Below are 16,367 nucleotides of genomic sequence, written 5' to 3' on the forward strand. Positions count from 1 at the left end.
ATCGGCAGGGGTGGCGCTGAGGGTGTTGTTGCGGCCCTTGCGGAAGGTGGTGCCGATCGGGTGGACGGGCGGCAGATACACCACGTCGAAGCCCATGGCGGCGATCGGCTCCAGCCGCCGGGCGGCCGTGCGGAACGTGCCGTGCGGGCGCTCGGGCGTACCCTCCGAACGCGGGAAGAACTCGTACCAGGAACCGAACAGCGCCCGCTCCCGCTCCACCAGCAGCGGCAGCGGATCCGACGCGCTGATCAGCTCCCGCAGCGGGTGGCGGGCCAGCACCTGGTCCGTCTCCGGGACGAGTCCTCCGGCCAGCCGCACGGACACCGGCAGCAGGTCGTCGCGGAGCGTCGCGGCGGCCGTCAGCAGCGTCGTGCGGTCGGGGCCTTCCGGCACTCCGGCGGCGGCCCGCTCGTAGAGGTCGGCACCCTCCTCCAGGACCACCCCGGTGTCGATCCCGGCCGGGATCTTGATGCGGGCGTGATGGCGCCAGGTGGCGATCGGATCGCTCCACGCCTCCACCCGGTAGGTCCAGCGTCCCTCGGAGTCCGGGGTGACCTCGGCGCCCCACCGGTCGGTGCCGGGCGCCAGTTCGCGCATCGGGGTCCACGGGCCGTGCCGGCCGTCGGGGGCGGTCAGTACGACGTTGGCGGCGACGACGTCGTGTCCCTCACGGAACACCGTCGCGGTGACCTGGAACGTCTCACCGACGACCGCCTTCGCCGGACGCCTGCCGCACTCCACTGCGGGACGGACGTCCCGGACCGGGATACGGCCGATGGCCGGGGTCGCACTCATCAGGTCTCACCTCCGCCGTAGTCGCGCCGGGCCCGCCGATCGGGCCTGGGTCCTGCGCCGGACGGGGGCTACCTCCCCGCCCGGGTCTCCGGTGACCGCCGTATCGACGGCGGACCGGGCCGGGTGCGCCCCGGCGTGCCGGTGCGTGCCGTCGCCCCGCGGCCGGCGCCGAGATAGTGCTCGGCGGCGTCCGCGGCCTCCCGCGCGCACCGCTTCCCCATCAGCACGCACAAGGTGTAGCCCGAGTCCTCGAAGGCCGCGCGCACGGCACGGTCGGCGGGGGAGGCGAGCATCATCTGCTCCCAGGTCCGGTACCGCCGCAACTGCCGGGTCACTTCGGCCTTCGAGGGCAGCAGCATGACGCCGTCCGCCTGCCGGGGCTCGCGAGCTTCCATGGCTACTCATGGTGCACGGACCACGACCCAACGTCCTGTTGGAGGTTCAACTACCGCATCGGGAGCCCCATCACTCTCATCGGCCCCTCGTGTTGCACGAATGGACTAACCCCTGCACCGTGGAGGTGACTCAGAAGCGAACCGTGCTCACGCTCCGCATCCCTCAGCCCGGCCCACCCGGGTGTTCCGGCAGCGCGAGCCTCGCGGTGAGGAGCCAACGAGATGAAGACCGCAGTGCCCTGCTACTACCACCTCGACGTGGAGGTCAGCCCCGAGCGGGTCGGACAGGTCAGGCGCATCCTGGCCGCTCACCTGCGGTACTGGGACCTCGACACACTCGTCGACCCCGTCTGCCGCGGCGCCGAGATGCTGCTGCGCGCCATCGACGAGCACGCGACGGACAAGAACACCTCCATCGAGATGTGGTGGAACGGCCAGCACCTCATCACGGCCGTGGGGGGCCACGACCGGGACCTGCGTCCCGACCCGGACCTGCGCGCCTGCCTGGGCCGCATCGCCGCGATGAGCGACGGCTGGGGGTGCTGCGCCACCAACGGGGGCGGCAACGTCATCTGGTTCTCGCAGCGCGCCCGCGCCGACGAGCGCGCCCCGCTGGTGCCGGTCGCGCCCGCGCCCAGCCTGCGTGAGGGGCTCCAGGTGCCGCGCGCGGTACCCGTCGCCGTACTCGCCGGCGCCGCCGGGGGCGCCCGGTGACCGGGGGGCGGAACAGGAAGGCAGGGGTGCCCGTGTGGAGCGGGCATCCCTACCCGTTGGGTGCCGAATTCGACGGCCAGGGCACCAATTTCGCCGTGTTCAGCGAGGTCGCCGAGCGCGTCGAGCTGGTCCTCGTCGACGACGCCGGACGGGCCCGGCAGCTGCCGCTCACCGAGGTCGACGGGTTCGTCTGGCACGGTTACGTCCCCGGGGTCGGCCCCGGCCAGCGCTACGGCTACCGGGTGCACGGGCCCTGGGCCCCGGCCGCCGGACACCGCTGCAATCCCGCGAAGCTGCTCCTCGACCCCTACGCCCGCGCCGTCGACGGACAGGTCGACAACCACGCCTCCCTCTTCGAGCGGGCGGGCGACCGCCCCGATCCGGCCGACAGCGCCGGGCACACCCTGCTCGGCGTGGTCACCGACCCGGCCTTCGACTGGGGCGGCGACCGCCCGCCCCGGCAGCCGTACGCCGACACGGTCATCTACGAGGCGCACGTACGCGGCCTGACCCGCACCCACCCCGACGTACCCCCCGAACTCCGGGGCACCTACGCGGGACTCGCCCACCCGGCGGTCGTCGGGCACCTCGTCGACCTCGGGGTGACCGCGGTGGAGCTGATGCCGGTCCACCAGTTCGTCCAGGACGGCGTCCTCACCGACCGGGGCCTGTCCAACTACTGGGGCTACAACACCATCGGCTACTTCGCGCCCCACAACGCCTACGCGGCGGGCGGCACCCGGGGTCAGCAGGTCAGCGAGTTCAAGGCCATGGTGAAGGCGCTGCACGCGGCCGGCCTGGAGGTCATCCTCGACGTCGTCTACAACCACACAGCCGAGGGCAACGAGCAAGGGCCCACGCTCTCCTTCCGGGGCATCGACAACTCCTCGTACTACCGCCTCGTCGACGGCGACTGGGCGCACTACTACGACACCACCGGCACCGGCAACAGCCTGCTGATGCGCCACCCCTACGTCCTGCAGCTGATCATGGACTCACTGCGGTACTGGGTGACCGAGATGCACGTCGACGGCTTCCGCTTCGACCTGGCGGCCACCCTGGCCCGGCAGTTCCACGAGGTGGACCGGCTGTCGGCGTTCTTCGACCTGATCCAGCAGGACCCGGTGATCAGCCGCGTCAAACTGATCGCCGAGCCGTGGGACGTCGGTGAGGGCGGCTACCAGGTGGGCAACTTCCCGCCGCTGTGGTCGGAGTGGAACGGCCGCTACCGGGACGCCGTGCGGGACTTCTGGCGCGCCCAGCCCGGCTCGCTGGGCGAGTTCGCCTCCCGGCTGACCGGCTCCTCCGACCTGTACGCCCGCAGCCGGCGCCGGCCGCGCGCCAGCGTCAACTTCGTCACCGCGCATGACGGGTTCACCCTGCGCGACCTCGTCTCGTACAACGACAAGCACAACCAGGCCAACGGCGAGGGCAACGGGGACGGCGAGAGCCACAACCGGTCCTGGAACTGCGGCGTGGAGGGCGAGACCGGCGACCGGGCGGTGCTCGCGCTGCGCGCCCGCCAGCAGCGCAACCTGCTGGCGACGCTGCTGCTGTCCCAGGGCATCCCGATGCTGCTGCACGGCGACGAACTCGGACGCACCCAGCGCGGCAACAACAACGCCTACTGCCAGGACAACGAGTTGTCGTGGATCGACTGGCGGCTCGGCGACGACCAGCGCCACCTGGTGGACTTCACCCGTCGGCTGCTCGCCCTGCGCGCCGCCCACCCGGTGCTGCGCCGGCGCCGCTTCTTCCTCGGCGAGACGGTCACCCACGCCGACCAGCCGCTGCCCGACCTGGTGTGGCTGCTGCCGGACGGGCGGGAGATGACCGACGCCGACTGGCAGGAGCCGGACGCGCACTGCCTGTCGGCCTTCCTCAACGGCGACGCCATCGCCGAACCGGACCAGTGCGGCCGGCCCGTCGTCGACGACTCCTTCCTGCTGCTGTTCAACGGCCACTGGGAGCCGGCGCGGTTCCGGCTGCCCCCGGCGGCCTACGGGGAGCGGTGGACCGTGTGCGTCGACACCGCCGAGCCGGACGGCGGCCCGGACGAGACCGAGTACAAGGCGGGTGCCCTGGTGCGGTTGATCCCCCGCAGCCTGATGGTGCTGTCGCGGCCCTCCCGCGGCCGTCCTTCGCGCACCCCGCGTTCCTCGCGCGCCCGGGCCCCGCGTTCCACGCGCGCCCGGGACTGACCGGCGCTCCCACGCGACCGCGGACCGGCCCACCAAGGGGCTGGTCCGCGGTCGTCGGTTCGGGGACGGGTCAGCGGCGCGAGCGGGACGTCACCGTGAACTGGGCGCCGTCCGGGTCGCGCAGCACCGCCTCGTCCTCGGTCACCTGCAGCACGCTGCCGCCGTGCTTCTCCGCCGTCCGCGCGCAGACCTCCACGTCGGGCGCGGCGAAGTGGACCTGCCAGTGCGGCCGGATCGTCGGGTCGGGCGCCGCCTCCAGAGCCCCGGAGACGATCCGCGCCACCACGTCGCCGCCGCTGCGCAGCACCACCTCGTCGCCCTCGTAGTGCACCTCGCAGCAGCCGGGCAGGTCGGTGGCCCAGTCGAGGATCTCCCCGTAGAAGATGGCGGCCGCGAACGCGTCGCGGGTGTGCAGCCGGATGAAGGCCGGTGCCGAGGAGCGCCACAGATCCCAGTTGCCGATCAGCTCGCCCTCCCACACCCCGAACGTCGCGCCGTCCCGGTCGGCGAGCAGCGCGGCCCGCCCGGGCGGCAGCGAGATCGGCCCCACCGCCGCCGTGCCGCCGCGCTCGCGCACCCGGGAGGCGGCCACGTCCGCGCTGGGCACGGCGAAGTACGGCGTCCAGGCGACGGCCATCTGCCACATCGTGGCGACCGCGGCGATCCCCGCCACCGGCATCTCGTCGGCGAGCGCGATCCGGAAGCGGTCGCCGAGCCGCCCCTTGCGCCACCGCCAGCCGAACACCGCACCGTAGAAGTCCTGCGTGGCCTCCAGGTCACGGCTGGTCAGACTCACCCAGCAGGGCGCTCCGAACACGGAGTGCGTGGTGACCCGGGTCGTGCCGGGAGGGGAAGACGGCTGGTTCATGGGCTCGCGTCCTGATCTGGTCGGCTGCCGGCCGGGGGTGGGGTGGTCGTGCTCCCAGTGTCCGACGGGAACCGCTCGGGGCGCCTGCCGAGAGGGCCGGTGGCACGATGGAGTCGTGGCACGAGTACCGCGGGGCACACCCGACGAAACTGCCGCGCAACTGCGCGAAGAGGTCGACCAGCTCAAGGAGGCGGTCGCCTCGCACGCTGTCGTCGACCAGGCCATCGGCATGGTCGTGGCCCTCGGCCGGGTCTCGCCCGACCAGGCGTGGACGGTGCTCAGGGAGGTGTCCCAGCACACCAACATCAAGCTGCGCAACGTCGCCGAGCTGATCCTCCTCTGGGGCCGCACCGGACGGATGCCGCTGGAGATCCACGCGGCACTGGAGGACTGCCTGGACCGGCTCGGCCCCACCCAGATCCCGGGGGCGCCGCCGACGGAGTGAACCGGCCGGGACGGACCGCCGGCCCGTCCCGGCCGGTTGCTCAGCGCCTTCGCCGCTCAGCGTGCCCCGTCTTCAGCGCGACCCGGCGAGGATCTCCTCGCGCAGGCGGTCGAAGCAGCCGTTGAGCAGCCGTGAGACGTGCATCTGCGAGATGCCGAGGTGCTGGGCGATCCGGCTCTGCGTCATCCCCAGGAAGAAGCGCAGGTAGAGGATGGTCCGCTCACGCTCGGGCAGCGCGCGCAGACAGGGCGCGGCGGCGACCCGGTCCACCACCGTGTCGAAGCCGGGGTCGCGGTCGCCGAGCGCGTCCTGGAGGGCGTAGCCCTCGGTGCCGGGCAGCTCGGCCTCCAGCGACAGCGCGGAGAAGCACTCGAGGGCCTCCACGCCGGTGCGGACCTCCTCCTCGGTGAGCTGCGCGTGGTCCGCGATCTCCGCGACCGTCGGCTCCCGGCCCTCGGTGACCTGCGCCAGCTCCTTCACCGCGTGCCGCACCCGGTTGCGCAGGTCCTGGACGCGGCGCGGCACGTGCAGGGTCCACATGTGGTCGCGGAAGTGCCGCTTGATCTCGCCGGTGATCGTCGGTACCGCGTACGCCTCGAAGGCGCGGCCACGCGTGGGGTCGTAGTGGTCGACGGCCTTGACCAGGCCGAGTGCCGCAACCTGGTAGAGGTCCTCCAGCGTTTCGCCGCGGCCCCGGAACCGGACGGCGATGCGCTCGGCCATCGGCAGCCATGCCTGGACCAGTTCGTCCTTCAGTGCCTGGCGTTCCGTGCCCTCGGGCGTGGAGGCCAGCCGGGTGAAGCCGGCGGTGGTGTCCGGGGCGTCGTCGTGCGGATGCGGTCGCGTTCTGACGGTGGGACGCATCGTGCGCGCCTCCCTCAGGGGTGTGCCGTGGGGACGGGCACCGTGGGAAAGCGCGCTCGGACCACGCAGAACTGCCGGAGCCGCCGCGCGGGAACCCGCGGAGGTGCCTCCGGTCCGAAGCACATCTGGTCTCGTTCCCCCGACCGGGTGGTTCGAAACACGTACGGGCGAACCGATGATCTTGCCGGTCGACGTGATGTGCGGCACGCCCGCCCGGGCGGCTTCGGGGAGCGCCTGGCGGATTACCGCTGGGCAGCGCTTGATCATCGATCAAAAGGGGCGATTGCCCTGGCCACAGCGCATTCCGCTCATTTGACAGTGTGCTGAGCACACGGATAGGAAGCAGCCCGGGAGCAGGCGAGAGGGCGGATTGTGTACGAGCCGAACGTGGTCGGGGACTGGCAGGAGTACGAGGAGCATGCCGGTCTGCGTCTGCGCGTCCACCGACTGGAGCGGGGCGAGCCGCCGCGCGGACGCGACGACGCCGCCGACGGACTGACCTACTTCCGGCTGCGCGTCACCGTGGAGAACCGCGGCGACCGGCCCCGCACCGTCCATCTGGAGGACGGTCAGATCGATGTGCGCACGGGCCCCGACGGGGAGAGCGCGTTCGTCGACTGGCGCAGCACCCAGTTCATCGAGGGCTTCGACGTCTACCCGCTGCGCCGGGCCACCGCCGTGCTGTACGCGGCCGGCCCCGAGGCGGCCCTCGGCCAGATCGACGTCCAGATCCAGCTGCGCGTCGACGACGAGTGGAGCGAGCGCCGGATGTGGACCGGCCGTATCGGCGCCCAGGGGGAGTCCGTCGCCGCCCCGGCCGGTGGCGCGGCACACGACGGGCTCGCCGACGGGCTCGCGCACCAGGTGAGCTGCTTCCTGCGCCGCCAGGCGGAGGAGGGCACCGCCTGACCCGGACGGGGATCAGTGCGGGATGCCGTCGATCAGCTCCCGGGCGCCCTGCCGCAGCAGGGTCACCGCGACCGAGGTGCCCAGCGTGGCCGGGTCCAGGGGGCCCGCCCACTCGTGGGCGTTGAGCCGGGTCTTGCCGTCGGGGGTGAACACACACGCGCGCAGCGACAGGTCGCCGGACCGCTCCGCGTGGGCGTAGCCGGCGATCGGGCTGTTGCAGTGCCCTTGCAGGACGTGCAGGAACATGCGCTCGGCCGTCGCCTCCCGGTGGGTCGCGGGGTCGCCGAGGGCGCTGACCGCCTCTATCAGGGCGGTGTCGCCCTCGCGGCACTGCAGGGCGAGGATGCCGGCGCCGATCGGCGGCATCATCGTCTCCGGCGACAGCACCTCGCTGATCACGTCCGTCCGGCCGATGCGTTCCAGGCCGGACACGGCGAGCAGCAGCGCGTCCGCCTCCCCGGCGGCCAGCTTCTCCAGCCGCCGGTTGGCGTTGCCCCGGAACGGCACGCACCGCAGCTGCGGATGGCTGGCGGCCAGCTGGGCGGCGCGGCGCACCGAGGAGGTCCCGATCCGCGTCCCGGCCGGCAGCTCGTCCAGGGTCAGTCCCCGAGGGTGCACCAGGGCGTCACGGATGTCGTCGCGCTTGAGGAACGCGGCGAACACGGTGCCCGCCGGCAGCGGACGGTCCGCCGGGACGTCCTTCACGCAGTGCACCGCGAGGTCCGCCTCACCGGCCAGCAGCGCGGCGTCGACCTCCTTGGTGAACGCGCCCTTGCCCTCCACCTTCGACAGGTCGCCCAGCCACTTGTCGCCGGTGGTCCGCACCGGCACCACCTCGGTGCGCACGCCGGGCTGCGCCGCGGCCAACTCGGCGCGCACCCGTTCCACTTGGGCCAGCGCCATGGGCGAGTCCCGGGAGACGATCCGGATCAGGCGGTGAGAGGGCATGCGGGACACGATAGACCCTCGCGCGGGCTCACCGGTCCACGTCCGGGAAGTACCGCACCTTGTGCACGGCGCGCGCCCCGAGCCGGTCGTAGAAGCGGATCGCGCCCTCGTTCCAGGCCGGGGGACGCCACTGTTCCGGCCGTCATGGGCGGCCGGCCCCCCGGTGGACCAGGGGGCCGGCTCCCTCGGACGGTGCTCAGGCGTAGGGATCGAAGGCGATGCCCGACGGTTTGGCCTCCGCCAGGTGGCCGGCGAACGAGGCGTCCTTGAGGCCGAAGTGTGCGCTGCCGAAGTCGTGGGAGCTCAACTTGTCGCGCAGGCCCGCCGGGTAGCCGTCCCAGCCCACCAGCGGCGGGTACTGCCAGGTGCCCCGGTGGTTCTCCGGCGGCTCGTCGTTGCCGTTCGCGAGCCGGAAGCAGTGGGTGCCGATGCCGTCCTTGTGGTAGACGACCTTCGCGTGCGTGCCCTCGAAGCGGACGGTGGAGGCGGCGTGCACGGTGAACGACCCGTGGTTGGACGTCGCCACGTACCGGACCTGGCCGCCCTGCACCCACACCACCACGTGCTCCCAGTCGTGCCGGTGCCCGCCGAGGCTGATGCCCGGCAGCGCCTGGTCCTTCTCGAAGTACAGGCCGTAGAGGTAGGCGCACCAGTCGTGGTCGCACTTGGCGCGCGAGTAGCTGTTGGTGTTCTCCAGGTCACCGGCGTCGCGGCAGTTGCCGTTGAGCGCGCCGGTCGGCTTCAGGCCGCCGTTGACCGTGCCGTCGGGGCCGATCGCGGCGGAGGAGTAGCAGCCGTCGGTGTCGTAGTCGAACGCCGGACGGTACGTCAGCTCCTCCTGGGTCGCGTTCTGCGGCAGCGCCGGGGGCGGCGCGGCGTGGGCCACGGTGGGGACGGCGAGCACGAGCGCCGCGGCACCGGCGAGTCCGGTGAGCCATCTCCTGCGGTGTGCCTTGAACGACGGTGACGCCACTGCGTCCTCCTCGAAGAATCCGAGTGCAGCCCAACGGCTGGGATGCAAAACGGAGTTCAGCTTCCCGGCTTATCGCGTCCATGCCAAGAGGAGGGGGTGTACTCGCGGTGAAGCCCGGCTCGACAGACGGGTGGGCGGGAGCCGGCCCGGGTCAGCCGGTGCCGTCGGGGACGTCCGCCGCCGACTCCTCGGGCGTGAGATCCGGCCGCAGCCGCAGCCAGGACGGCTGACGCAGCAGCCCCGAACGGGTCCGGGTGCTGTGCCGGACCTCGCCCACCAGCCGGGGCTCCACCCAGTGCGCGCCCGTGACCTGCGGCACCGGGTCGAAGGGGCAGCGGGGCGTCGCGATGTCCCGCAGCCGCGCCGCCAGATCGGCCCTCTCGGCCTCGCTCCAGCCGGTGCCCACACCGCCGACGTACCGCAGGGCCGTCCCGGCGCGCTGCCCCACCAGGAGGGCGCCGAAGGTTCCCGTCAGCCGGCCCCTGCCGGGCGACCATCCGCCGATCACCACGTCCACGCCCAGCATGTTGCGGATCTTGATCCAGTTCCGGGAACGCACACCGGGCTCGTAGGGCGAGTCCAGCCGCTTGCACACCAGCCCCTCCAGGCCGTGCTCCCGGGTGGCCGCCAGCGCCTGCGGGCCGTGTCCGACGAGCGCCGACGGCGTGGACCACGTGGGCCCCGTCAGTTCCAGGCCCTCCAGCTCGGCGCGACGCCGGACGTACGGAAGCCGCAGCAGCGCGCGCCCCGCCAGGTGCATCACGTCGAACAGCACCAGGTGCACCGGCGCCCGGGCCGCCAGCCGCTCCGCGCGCGCCGGCGCGTGCGCCAGTCCCATCCGCGACTGCAGCGCCTGGAAGTCGGCCCGCCCCCGCGCGTCGAGCGCCAGGATCTCCCCGTCCAGCACCGCGGGCGTCCCGCCGAGCGCCGTGCCCAGCGGCCGCAGCTCCGGATAGGCCCCGGTGATGTCCTCCCCCGAACGGGCCCGCAGCACCAGGCCGCCGTCCCCGGGCAGATACACCACGGCCCGTTGGCCGTCCTGCTTGGTCTCGTACGCCCACCGCGCGTCCTGCGAGGCGGACGGCAACCCGCCCGGGGTGGCGAGCATCGGTGCGATCAGGGGCAGCTCCACGGGTCACTTGTCGACGGCTCCGCCCGTGCGCACGCCCCCGGGCGGCTGGTTTCCCCTGAACGGGGCAGCCTCCGCCGCCACCGCGCTCACCGTCGTCGACCTCGGCGCCGCGACCGGCGCCGGCGAACGCACTCTCAGCGGTTCTCTTCCGCGCCGAGTCCGGCATGACCTCCCCCCAGTGGCGCACCCGGTCCCGCCTCCACCACGCCCTGCGCCTGCTCGCCGACGGCGCCCCCGTCACCGTCGTCGCGCACCGCTGCGGCTGGTCGTCGGCCGGCGCGTTCACCGGCATGTTCCGCCGGCCGTCCGGCCGCACGCCGGGGCAGCACCGGCGGCACGGGCAGCGCCACCCGTGACGGCGTCCGCCGAGGGGCGCCTGCCACCACGCCCCTACCGTCGAGTAATATCGCGCGCCCGTCCATCGGAGGAGGAACCGTGCCCCGGTCCGAACGCTCACCCCTGTTGCTCGCCGGCCTGCTGGCCGCGGCGGGCGCCGCCCACTTCGCCGTGCCGAGGAACTTCGACGCGATCGTGCCGCGTGCCCTGCCCGGCTCGCCCCGTGCCTGGACCTACGCCAGCGGCGCCGCCGAACTGGTGCTGGCGGCCGGGGTGGCGCTGCCGCGCACCCGGCGCGCCGCCGCGCTGGCCACGGCGGCGTTCTTCGTCGGCGTGTTCCCGGCCAACGTCAAGATGGCGCTGGACTGGCGCGAGCGCCCCGCCCCGCAGCGGGCGGCGGCCCTCGGCAGGCTGCCCCTGCAGGTGCCGCTCGTCCTGTGGGCCCGCGGGGTGGCCGAGCGGGCGGAGGGCCGGGCATGAGCCGCGTCCCGAAGGCCGGTGACCGCGTCGACGACTTCACGCTGCCCGACGAGACCGGCACTCCGCGCACCCTGACCACACTGCTCGCCGACGGCCCCGTCGTCCTGTTCTTCTACCCGGCCGCCCTCACCCCCGGCTGCACCGCTCAGGCCTGCCACTTCCGCGACCTCGCCGCGGAGTTCGCCGAGGCCGGCGCGCGGCCCGTCGGCATCAGCGGTGATTCCGTCGACCGGCAGCAGGAGTTCGCCGGACGGCACACCCTCGGCATGCCGCTGCTGTCCGACGTGGACGGCGCGGTGCGGGACCGGTTCGGGGTGTCACGGGGCTTCGCGCTGGCGCCGACCAAGCGGGCCACCTTCGTCATAGCCGAGGACCGCACCGTCCTGGAGGTGGTCCGCAGTGAGCTGCGCATGAACACCCACGCCGACCGGGCCCTCGCCGCGCTGCGCGCCCGCCGCGCAACCGGTTGACCCGCCCGCCCGCGTCCGCAACCGCCGGGCCGACGGGCCACCCGCGCCGCTGACTGTCGACCGCTGACCGCTGACCGCTGACCGCTGACCGCCGGGCGGCGGGACCCACCCGTCCCGGCGGTCCCGCCGACCGCTTGACGCCCAGCTCACCCAGGGCTGGGGCGGCCGGCGGACCGTCGTCGGCAAGACCCTCTGGGCCGAACGGGGGCGACCGCCGCCCCCGTGAACCGGTCGGCCGGACGCCGCGCGCGGCCCGGACGGCCGCGCCGGTCAGAAGTTGGAGATCACACTGGTGAGGACATCGCTGATGACCTTCGGGTCCTGCGCCTTGTAGGCCCGGCCCCCGCCGGCGGCGGCGATCTTCTCCAGCACCGTCCGGCCGCCGGCGTCCTGCTCGTCCGCCTCGGAACCGTAGGCGATGGTGAAGATCCGGATCTGTTCCTTCATGCCGTCGATCCGGGCGAGCACGTCGTCCAGCGTCGGCGTGTCCGGCACCCCCTCGTTGCGCCCGTCGGTGAGCAGCACGAGCGCGTTGATGGAGTCCGCCGCGTAGCCTCCGCGCAGGGTGGCCAGGGCCGCGTCGACCGTGCCGTACAGCCCGGTGGCGCCGTTCGGGACGAGCCCCTTCACCTCCTTGGTGAGCTGCTCGCGGCGGGACCCGCCGCCCGCCAGGCCGGCGGACATCGGCCCGATGGGCACCAGCGATTGGTAGTGGTGCTCGCCGTCGATGTTCGCCGCGTTGGAGAACCGCCACAGCCCGACCCGGTCGGCGTCCCCGAACCCGCCGAACAGCGCAGGCTCGGCCTCCTTCAGCAGTTCCATCTTGGTCCTGCCGGTGCCCGGCACCTTGTCCTCCATCGACAGCGAGGTGTCGATGACGACGAGTACGTTGGCGGGCCGGCGCAGCCGGGACCACGCCTGCTGGATCCGGTCCAGGACCGGCCCCTGCGGCGCGCGGTAGGGGGAGAGTTCGGTGTCGGGCAGGGCGCCGTTGTCCGTGGTGACCTCCGAGCCCGGCAGCCGGTCGTGGGTGCGGAAGCCGTAGGGCGCGAAGTACCGGTCGAACACGGCACGGGTGTGCAGATGGGCGAGGAAGTCCGCGGCCACCGTCTGCTTGGGCGCCGGCAGCCCGTTGAGGACGACGTACGGGTGGTCGCTCTCCGGATTGCTGTCCTTCGGGTACAGCGAGACCAGGGGAGTGGTCGGCGGGCTGGTGCGCGCGCACCCCCGGGTGCCGTCGGTGGAGTACGAGCCGCACGGGTAGCCCTGGTTGTAGGCGACGACCGCGGCCTCCTCCACCGTCACCGCGGATATGTAGTCCAGCGCCTCGTCCGAGCCGCCGTGGTCGTCGGCGGCGCGCAGGTTGGACAGGAACGTCAGCGTGTCGTCCCCGTAGTGCACCACCGACTTCTCGATGTCCCGCACCAGCGCCTGGTTGTCCGGGTCGTCGATGTCCTTGACGGACAGTTCGGCGCTGGTGCCGGTGCGGGCGTAGAACGCGCCGACGGTCGCGTTCAGCCCCGAAGTCGAGTAGTTCGGGTTGGTCTTGCCGAGCTTCAGGGCACCCCACTGCCGCTGGCCGCGCTCGGCCCAGAAGTTCTTCGGGTCCTGCGCCCACCGGGCGAGGTCCTTCCAGCCGATCCGCTGCTCCGGCCAGCCCAGCGCCTGGGCCATCTTCTTGGGCATGGCGATGGTCAGCGGGCTGGTCACGATCGGCTCGGCCGTCTCCGGCAGCACCTTCAGCGCCTGGGGCGTGGCCCGCGACCGGGCGAGGGCGAGCCAGTCGCGTCCGGCGGGCGACCACACGTCGGGCGTCGGCCCGTCGTCCTCCGACCAGCCCCGGGACAGCGCGCGCATCCCGGTTCCGGAGTTGACGCCGGCGACGACGACCTTCACACAGTGCCCGTCGCTCCTGCGGGCCCCGTACCCGGTGGCGGCGTCGCCGAGCGGCGTCGACAGGTCGACGGACGCCGCGATCCGCAGGGTGACGTCGGCCTGTGCCGCGGGACACGGGGCCAGCGCCGAGCCCGCCTTGGTGGTACGGACCCCGTCCTCGCCGTCGTCCGACCCGCCGGACGGCAGCAGGGCCAGGACGAGCGCGGTGACGGCCGCGGCGACCCCGAGCACGGTCGCGGTGGCCGACCGCCGCGAGCCGAACGGCCGGGACAGCAGCCGGAACGTCCCGCTCCCCGACGGCTTCGCCGGCCGGCGGCCGGGCCGCGGCCGGGGAGCCTCACCGTCCGCCGTCGGGGCCGCACCACCGGCGGCTGAGCCGGATGCGGTGCCGGGCGCGGCGCCGCCGGGGTGCAAGGGGATGCCGGGGGAGGCGGATGCCGCAGGGGACGTGGATGCGGTGGGGGAGGGGGATGCGGCGGCGCCGTCGGTCCGCGGTGTTCCGGCACGGGCGCCACGGGACCCGGTCCCGGCGCCCGGCGCCGCACCGGCGTCGTCCGCACGGGACCCGCCGCCGGCGGAGGCACCCCGGGGTCCGGTGCCGCGGGCGGGTTCGGTGCCGGCGTCGGCCGCGAACGGGCCGTCACCGACGGTCCGCGGTCCGGCGTCGGCCGGGGGCGGCGTCCCGTCGACCGGAGCGGGGGAAGAGCGGAACCCCGCGTCGCCCGTGCCCGCCGCGGGCCCGTGTCCCGTCGCACCGGCCGCCCCTGTGCCGCCCGTGCCGCCTGTGTCGCCGCCCGTGCCGCCGCCCGTGCCGCTCGCGACGGCCGTCGGCCGTACCGCCGCGTCGGGGAGCCGCACCGCGGGCGGCACCTCGTCCGTGACCTCGTTCCCGGCCTCGTTGCCCACCTCGTGCACGACCCCGGCCGGACGACGGTCCGTCGGTGCGCCGACCGGCGGTCTGTCTGCCACCTCGGCGAACGCGCCCACCGGTGTCCCGCCCCACGGGGTGAACAGGACCAGCGCCTGGCCCACTTCGCGCAGCACCGCCACGGCCACCAGCGCCGCGTGCTCGGCCGCCATCCGCTGCTTGCCGGCCGCGTCCGCGGCGTGCTTGCGCCCGTCCGCCTTGTCGCTGATGCCGCGGATCGTCAGGGTCTGCATCCGCGAGACATGCGCCGCCTGACTGACCCCCGCGCTCTCCATCTCGATCGCGACGGCGTCGCTGTAGTGGTGCGCGAGCTGTTCCTTGAGCGGCGAGCGCGGATCGTTGAGCACCACCTCGCCGGCCGCGATCGGCTTGTGGTGCACCCGGAACCCCGGCTCCTCGGCCACGCGCATCGCGCGCTGCATCAGCCAGTGCGGGGTCTCCCACACGCGGGGCCGGGCGAGGCTGACCCCCGGGTCGTGCTTCTCGCTGTGGTAGGCGTAGATGTGGGTGCCGATGACCACGTCGCCGATCTCGACGTCGTCCTTCAACGAGCCCGCGACGCCGACGAACAGCAGCGCCGCGGGGCGGAACATCGCCCGGGCCTGCTCGGTGATCACGGCCGCCGCGATGTTGCCCTGCCCGATCAGCGCGAGCGCGGCCCGCCACCCGGTACCGCGCAGCCGGCCGACGTCGAAGACGGTCCCCGCGTCGTTCTCCCGCTGTTCGACGTGCGCGAGATGCCGCAGCATTGCGTCGTACTCCAGACGCAGTGCGGTGAGGATTACCACGGTGGGACGAGAGTCTGTCACGTGATCGACCGGGCCTCTGCTTCGACTCCTTGACGCGCGAACTGGGGGACATACGGTAACCCCGTGGTGGCACAGGGGCAGCAAGTCCGCCGATTCCCATGACCGTTCAGCCGAAATCGTGATGACCTCGACCGGTGTGCGGCGACCGTGCGACGGTGCCCTGTCGCCATCGCGCCCGTCCGCTGCCACGATCTTCCCGGAGCGGTAATCCGACCACGACCCGCGGAGCGCGCATGACGACGGACCGGGAGACAGCCGAGGAACCGACCGCGCTGGATGTGAGACCGGCCGCCGGGCACATCGGCGCCGAGATCGGCGGCGTCGACCTGGCCGGCCCGCTCGACGACGCCACGGTCGCCGCGATCAGGGCGGCCGTGCTGCGCTGGAAGGTGGTCTTCTTCCGCGGCCAGGAACTCGACCACGCCGCTCACGTGGCGTTCGCCCGCCGGTTCGGCGAGCCGGTCGTGCTCGGCCGGCGCGGCGGCGCCTCACCGGCCGACGTCCCCGAGGTCGAGACCACCGCCGACCGGCTGGAACTCGGCGGCCGGTTCGGCATGGAACACGAGGAGTGGCTGCGCCGCCGCCGGCACACCCTGCTGCGCGGCTGGCACTGCGACCACGGCGCCCGCGTCGACCCGCCCGCGGCGACCGTCCTGCGCGCCGAGACCGTCCCCCCGTACGGTGGCGACACCACGTGGGCGAACCTGGCCGCCGCGTACGCCGGACTCTCCGAACCCGTACGGCGGTTCGTCGACGGGCTGCGCGCCGAGCACCGTCTCGGCGTCGGCTACCAGGCCCGAACCGGCGACGACGCCTACCTGCGCCACCTCCTCGACCACCAGGTCGCCTCCGTGCACCCGCTGGTGCGCATCCACCCGGAGACCGGCGAACGGATCCTGTACGTCAACGGCTACTACGTCGAGCAGATCGCCGGCCTGTCGCGCCCCGAGAGCCGGGCCGTGCTCGACATGCTGCTGGAACAGGCGGTGCGGCCCGAGTACACCGTCCGCTTCCGCTGGGAGCCGGGCTCCGTCGCCTTCTGGGACAACCGGGCCACCATCCACCTCGCCCCGGCCGACACCACCCGTCTCGACGCGCCCAGGATCATGCACCGGGTGATGCTCGCCGGGGACGTGCCGGTCGGGGTGGACGGCAGTCCCTCCGAGCCGCTCGTCGGCACCGCGCCGGGCCGCTGGTGACCGGC

15 protein-coding genes and 1 pseudogene are annotated in these 16,367 nt (G+C 73.5%); 8 read left to right on the plus strand and 8 right to left on the minus strand.

All coding sequences use genetic code 11. From position 1 onward, the window contains the following. Window positions 1–795 (minus strand): maltotransferase domain-containing protein (locus AC3ET3_RS19425; RefSeq protein ID WP_435612551.1); only part of this gene is annotated, 795 nt, incomplete at its 3' end. A 68-nt stretch (window positions 796–863) separates the two neighbouring features. Then, window positions 864–1,154 (minus strand): DUF5133 domain-containing protein, encoded by a 291-nt coding sequence (locus AC3ET3_RS19430; protein ID WP_432135409.1) that lies wholly within the window; start codon window positions 1,152–1,154, stop codon window positions 864–866. A gap of 258 nt (window positions 1,155–1,412) precedes the next feature. On the opposite strand from AC3ET3_RS19430, the gene AC3ET3_RS19435 reads away from it, so the two are divergent. Both AC3ET3_RS19435 and glgX read left to right on the plus strand, forming a co-directional pair. Continuing rightward, window positions 1,413–1,904, plus strand: coding sequence for a pep a2 (locus AC3ET3_RS19435; RefSeq protein WP_432135398.1), 492 nt, complete (start codon window positions 1,413–1,415; stop codon window positions 1,902–1,904). A 26-nt stretch (window positions 1,905–1,930) separates the two neighbouring features. Then, complete coding sequence (glgX, locus tag AC3ET3_RS19440; protein WP_432135397.1) at window positions 1,931–4,105, plus strand: glycogen debranching protein GlgX; 2,175 nt, start codon at window positions 1,931–1,933, stop codon at window positions 4,103–4,105. A gap of 70 nt (window positions 4,106–4,175) precedes the next feature. Here the strand turns inward: glgX and AC3ET3_RS19445 are convergent, their stop codons facing one another. After that, window positions 4,176–4,973: a VOC family protein gene (locus tag AC3ET3_RS19445; RefSeq protein WP_432135396.1), complete on the minus strand. Its 798-nt coding sequence runs from the start codon at window positions 4,971–4,973 to the stop codon at window positions 4,176–4,178. 115 nt (window positions 4,974–5,088) lie between these two features. Between AC3ET3_RS19445 and AC3ET3_RS19450 the strand changes: the two genes are divergently transcribed. Beyond that, on the plus strand, window positions 5,089–5,418 hold the full coding sequence (locus AC3ET3_RS19450) for an ANTAR domain-containing protein (RefSeq protein WP_432135395.1): 330 nt from the start codon (window positions 5,089–5,091) through the stop codon (window positions 5,416–5,418). A gap of 72 nt (window positions 5,419–5,490) precedes the next feature. Here the strand turns inward: AC3ET3_RS19450 and AC3ET3_RS19455 are convergent, their stop codons facing one another. Continuing rightward, window positions 5,491–6,282, minus strand: a complete 792-nt coding sequence (locus AC3ET3_RS19455) for a SigB/SigF/SigG family RNA polymerase sigma factor (RefSeq protein WP_432135394.1) — start codon at window positions 6,280–6,282, stop codon at window positions 5,491–5,493. 372 nt (window positions 6,283–6,654) lie between these two features. Between AC3ET3_RS19455 and AC3ET3_RS19460 the strand changes: the two genes are divergently transcribed. Next, the gene (locus AC3ET3_RS19460; protein ID WP_432135393.1) at window positions 6,655–7,191 is read left to right on the plus strand and encodes a hypothetical protein; all 537 of its coding nucleotides are present in this window, start codon (window positions 6,655–6,657) and stop codon (window positions 7,189–7,191) included. A gap of 12 nt (window positions 7,192–7,203) precedes the next feature. Here the strand turns inward: AC3ET3_RS19460 and hemC are convergent, their stop codons facing one another. The 3 genes from hemC to ligD all read right to left on the minus strand — a co-directional run bounded on the left by hemC (window position 7,204) and on the right by ligD (window position 10,244). Next, window positions 7,204–8,139, minus strand: coding sequence for a hydroxymethylbilane synthase (gene hemC / locus AC3ET3_RS19465; protein ID WP_432135392.1), 936 nt, complete (start codon window positions 8,137–8,139; stop codon window positions 7,204–7,206). Between the two features lie 196 nt (window positions 8,140–8,335). Continuing rightward, the gene (locus tag AC3ET3_RS19470; protein ID WP_432135391.1) at window positions 8,336–9,112 is read right to left on the minus strand and encodes an NPP1 family protein; all 777 of its coding nucleotides are present in this window, start codon (window positions 9,110–9,112) and stop codon (window positions 8,336–8,338) included. Between the two features lie 151 nt (window positions 9,113–9,263). Further along, window positions 9,264–10,244, minus strand: coding sequence for a non-homologous end-joining DNA ligase (ligD, locus tag AC3ET3_RS19475; protein WP_435612552.1), 981 nt, complete (start codon window positions 10,242–10,244; stop codon window positions 9,264–9,266). Between the two features lie 94 nt (window positions 10,245–10,338). Between ligD and AC3ET3_RS19480 the strand changes: the two are divergent. The 3 genes and pseudogenes from AC3ET3_RS19480 to AC3ET3_RS19490 form a co-directional block, all read left to right on the plus strand. After that, window positions 10,339–10,600, plus strand: a pseudogene (locus AC3ET3_RS19480) (helix-turn-helix transcriptional regulator); the annotation flags it as partial. Between the two features lie 79 nt (window positions 10,601–10,679). Further along, the gene (locus AC3ET3_RS19485) at window positions 10,680–11,060 is read left to right on the plus strand and encodes a DoxX family protein (protein ID WP_432135389.1); all 381 of its coding nucleotides are present in this window, start codon (window positions 10,680–10,682) and stop codon (window positions 11,058–11,060) included. Then, the gene (locus tag AC3ET3_RS19490) at window positions 11,057–11,530 is read left to right on the plus strand and encodes a peroxiredoxin (RefSeq protein ID WP_432135388.1); all 474 of its coding nucleotides are present in this window, start codon (window positions 11,057–11,059) and stop codon (window positions 11,528–11,530) included. The genes AC3ET3_RS19485 and AC3ET3_RS19490 overlap by 4 nt, the downstream gene beginning before the upstream one ends. Window positions 11,531–11,800: 270 nt before the next feature. Here AC3ET3_RS19490 and AC3ET3_RS19495 read toward each other — a convergent pair whose 3' ends face one another. Further along, window positions 11,801–15,142 carry a phosphorylase family protein gene (locus AC3ET3_RS19495; protein WP_435612553.1) on the minus strand — a complete coding sequence of 1,114 codons (3,342 nt, stop codon included), beginning with the start codon at window positions 15,140–15,142 and terminating at the stop codon, window positions 11,801–11,803. 254 nt (window positions 15,143–15,396) lie between these two features. On the opposite strand from AC3ET3_RS19495, the gene AC3ET3_RS19500 reads away from it, so the two are divergent. After that, window positions 15,397–16,362, plus strand: a complete 966-nt coding sequence (locus tag AC3ET3_RS19500) for a TauD/TfdA dioxygenase family protein (protein WP_435612554.1) — start codon at window positions 15,397–15,399, stop codon at window positions 16,360–16,362. Window positions 16,363–16,367 lie beyond the last annotated feature (5 nt).

It is taken from the genome of Streptomyces sp. bgisy159 (assembly GCF_057707805.1).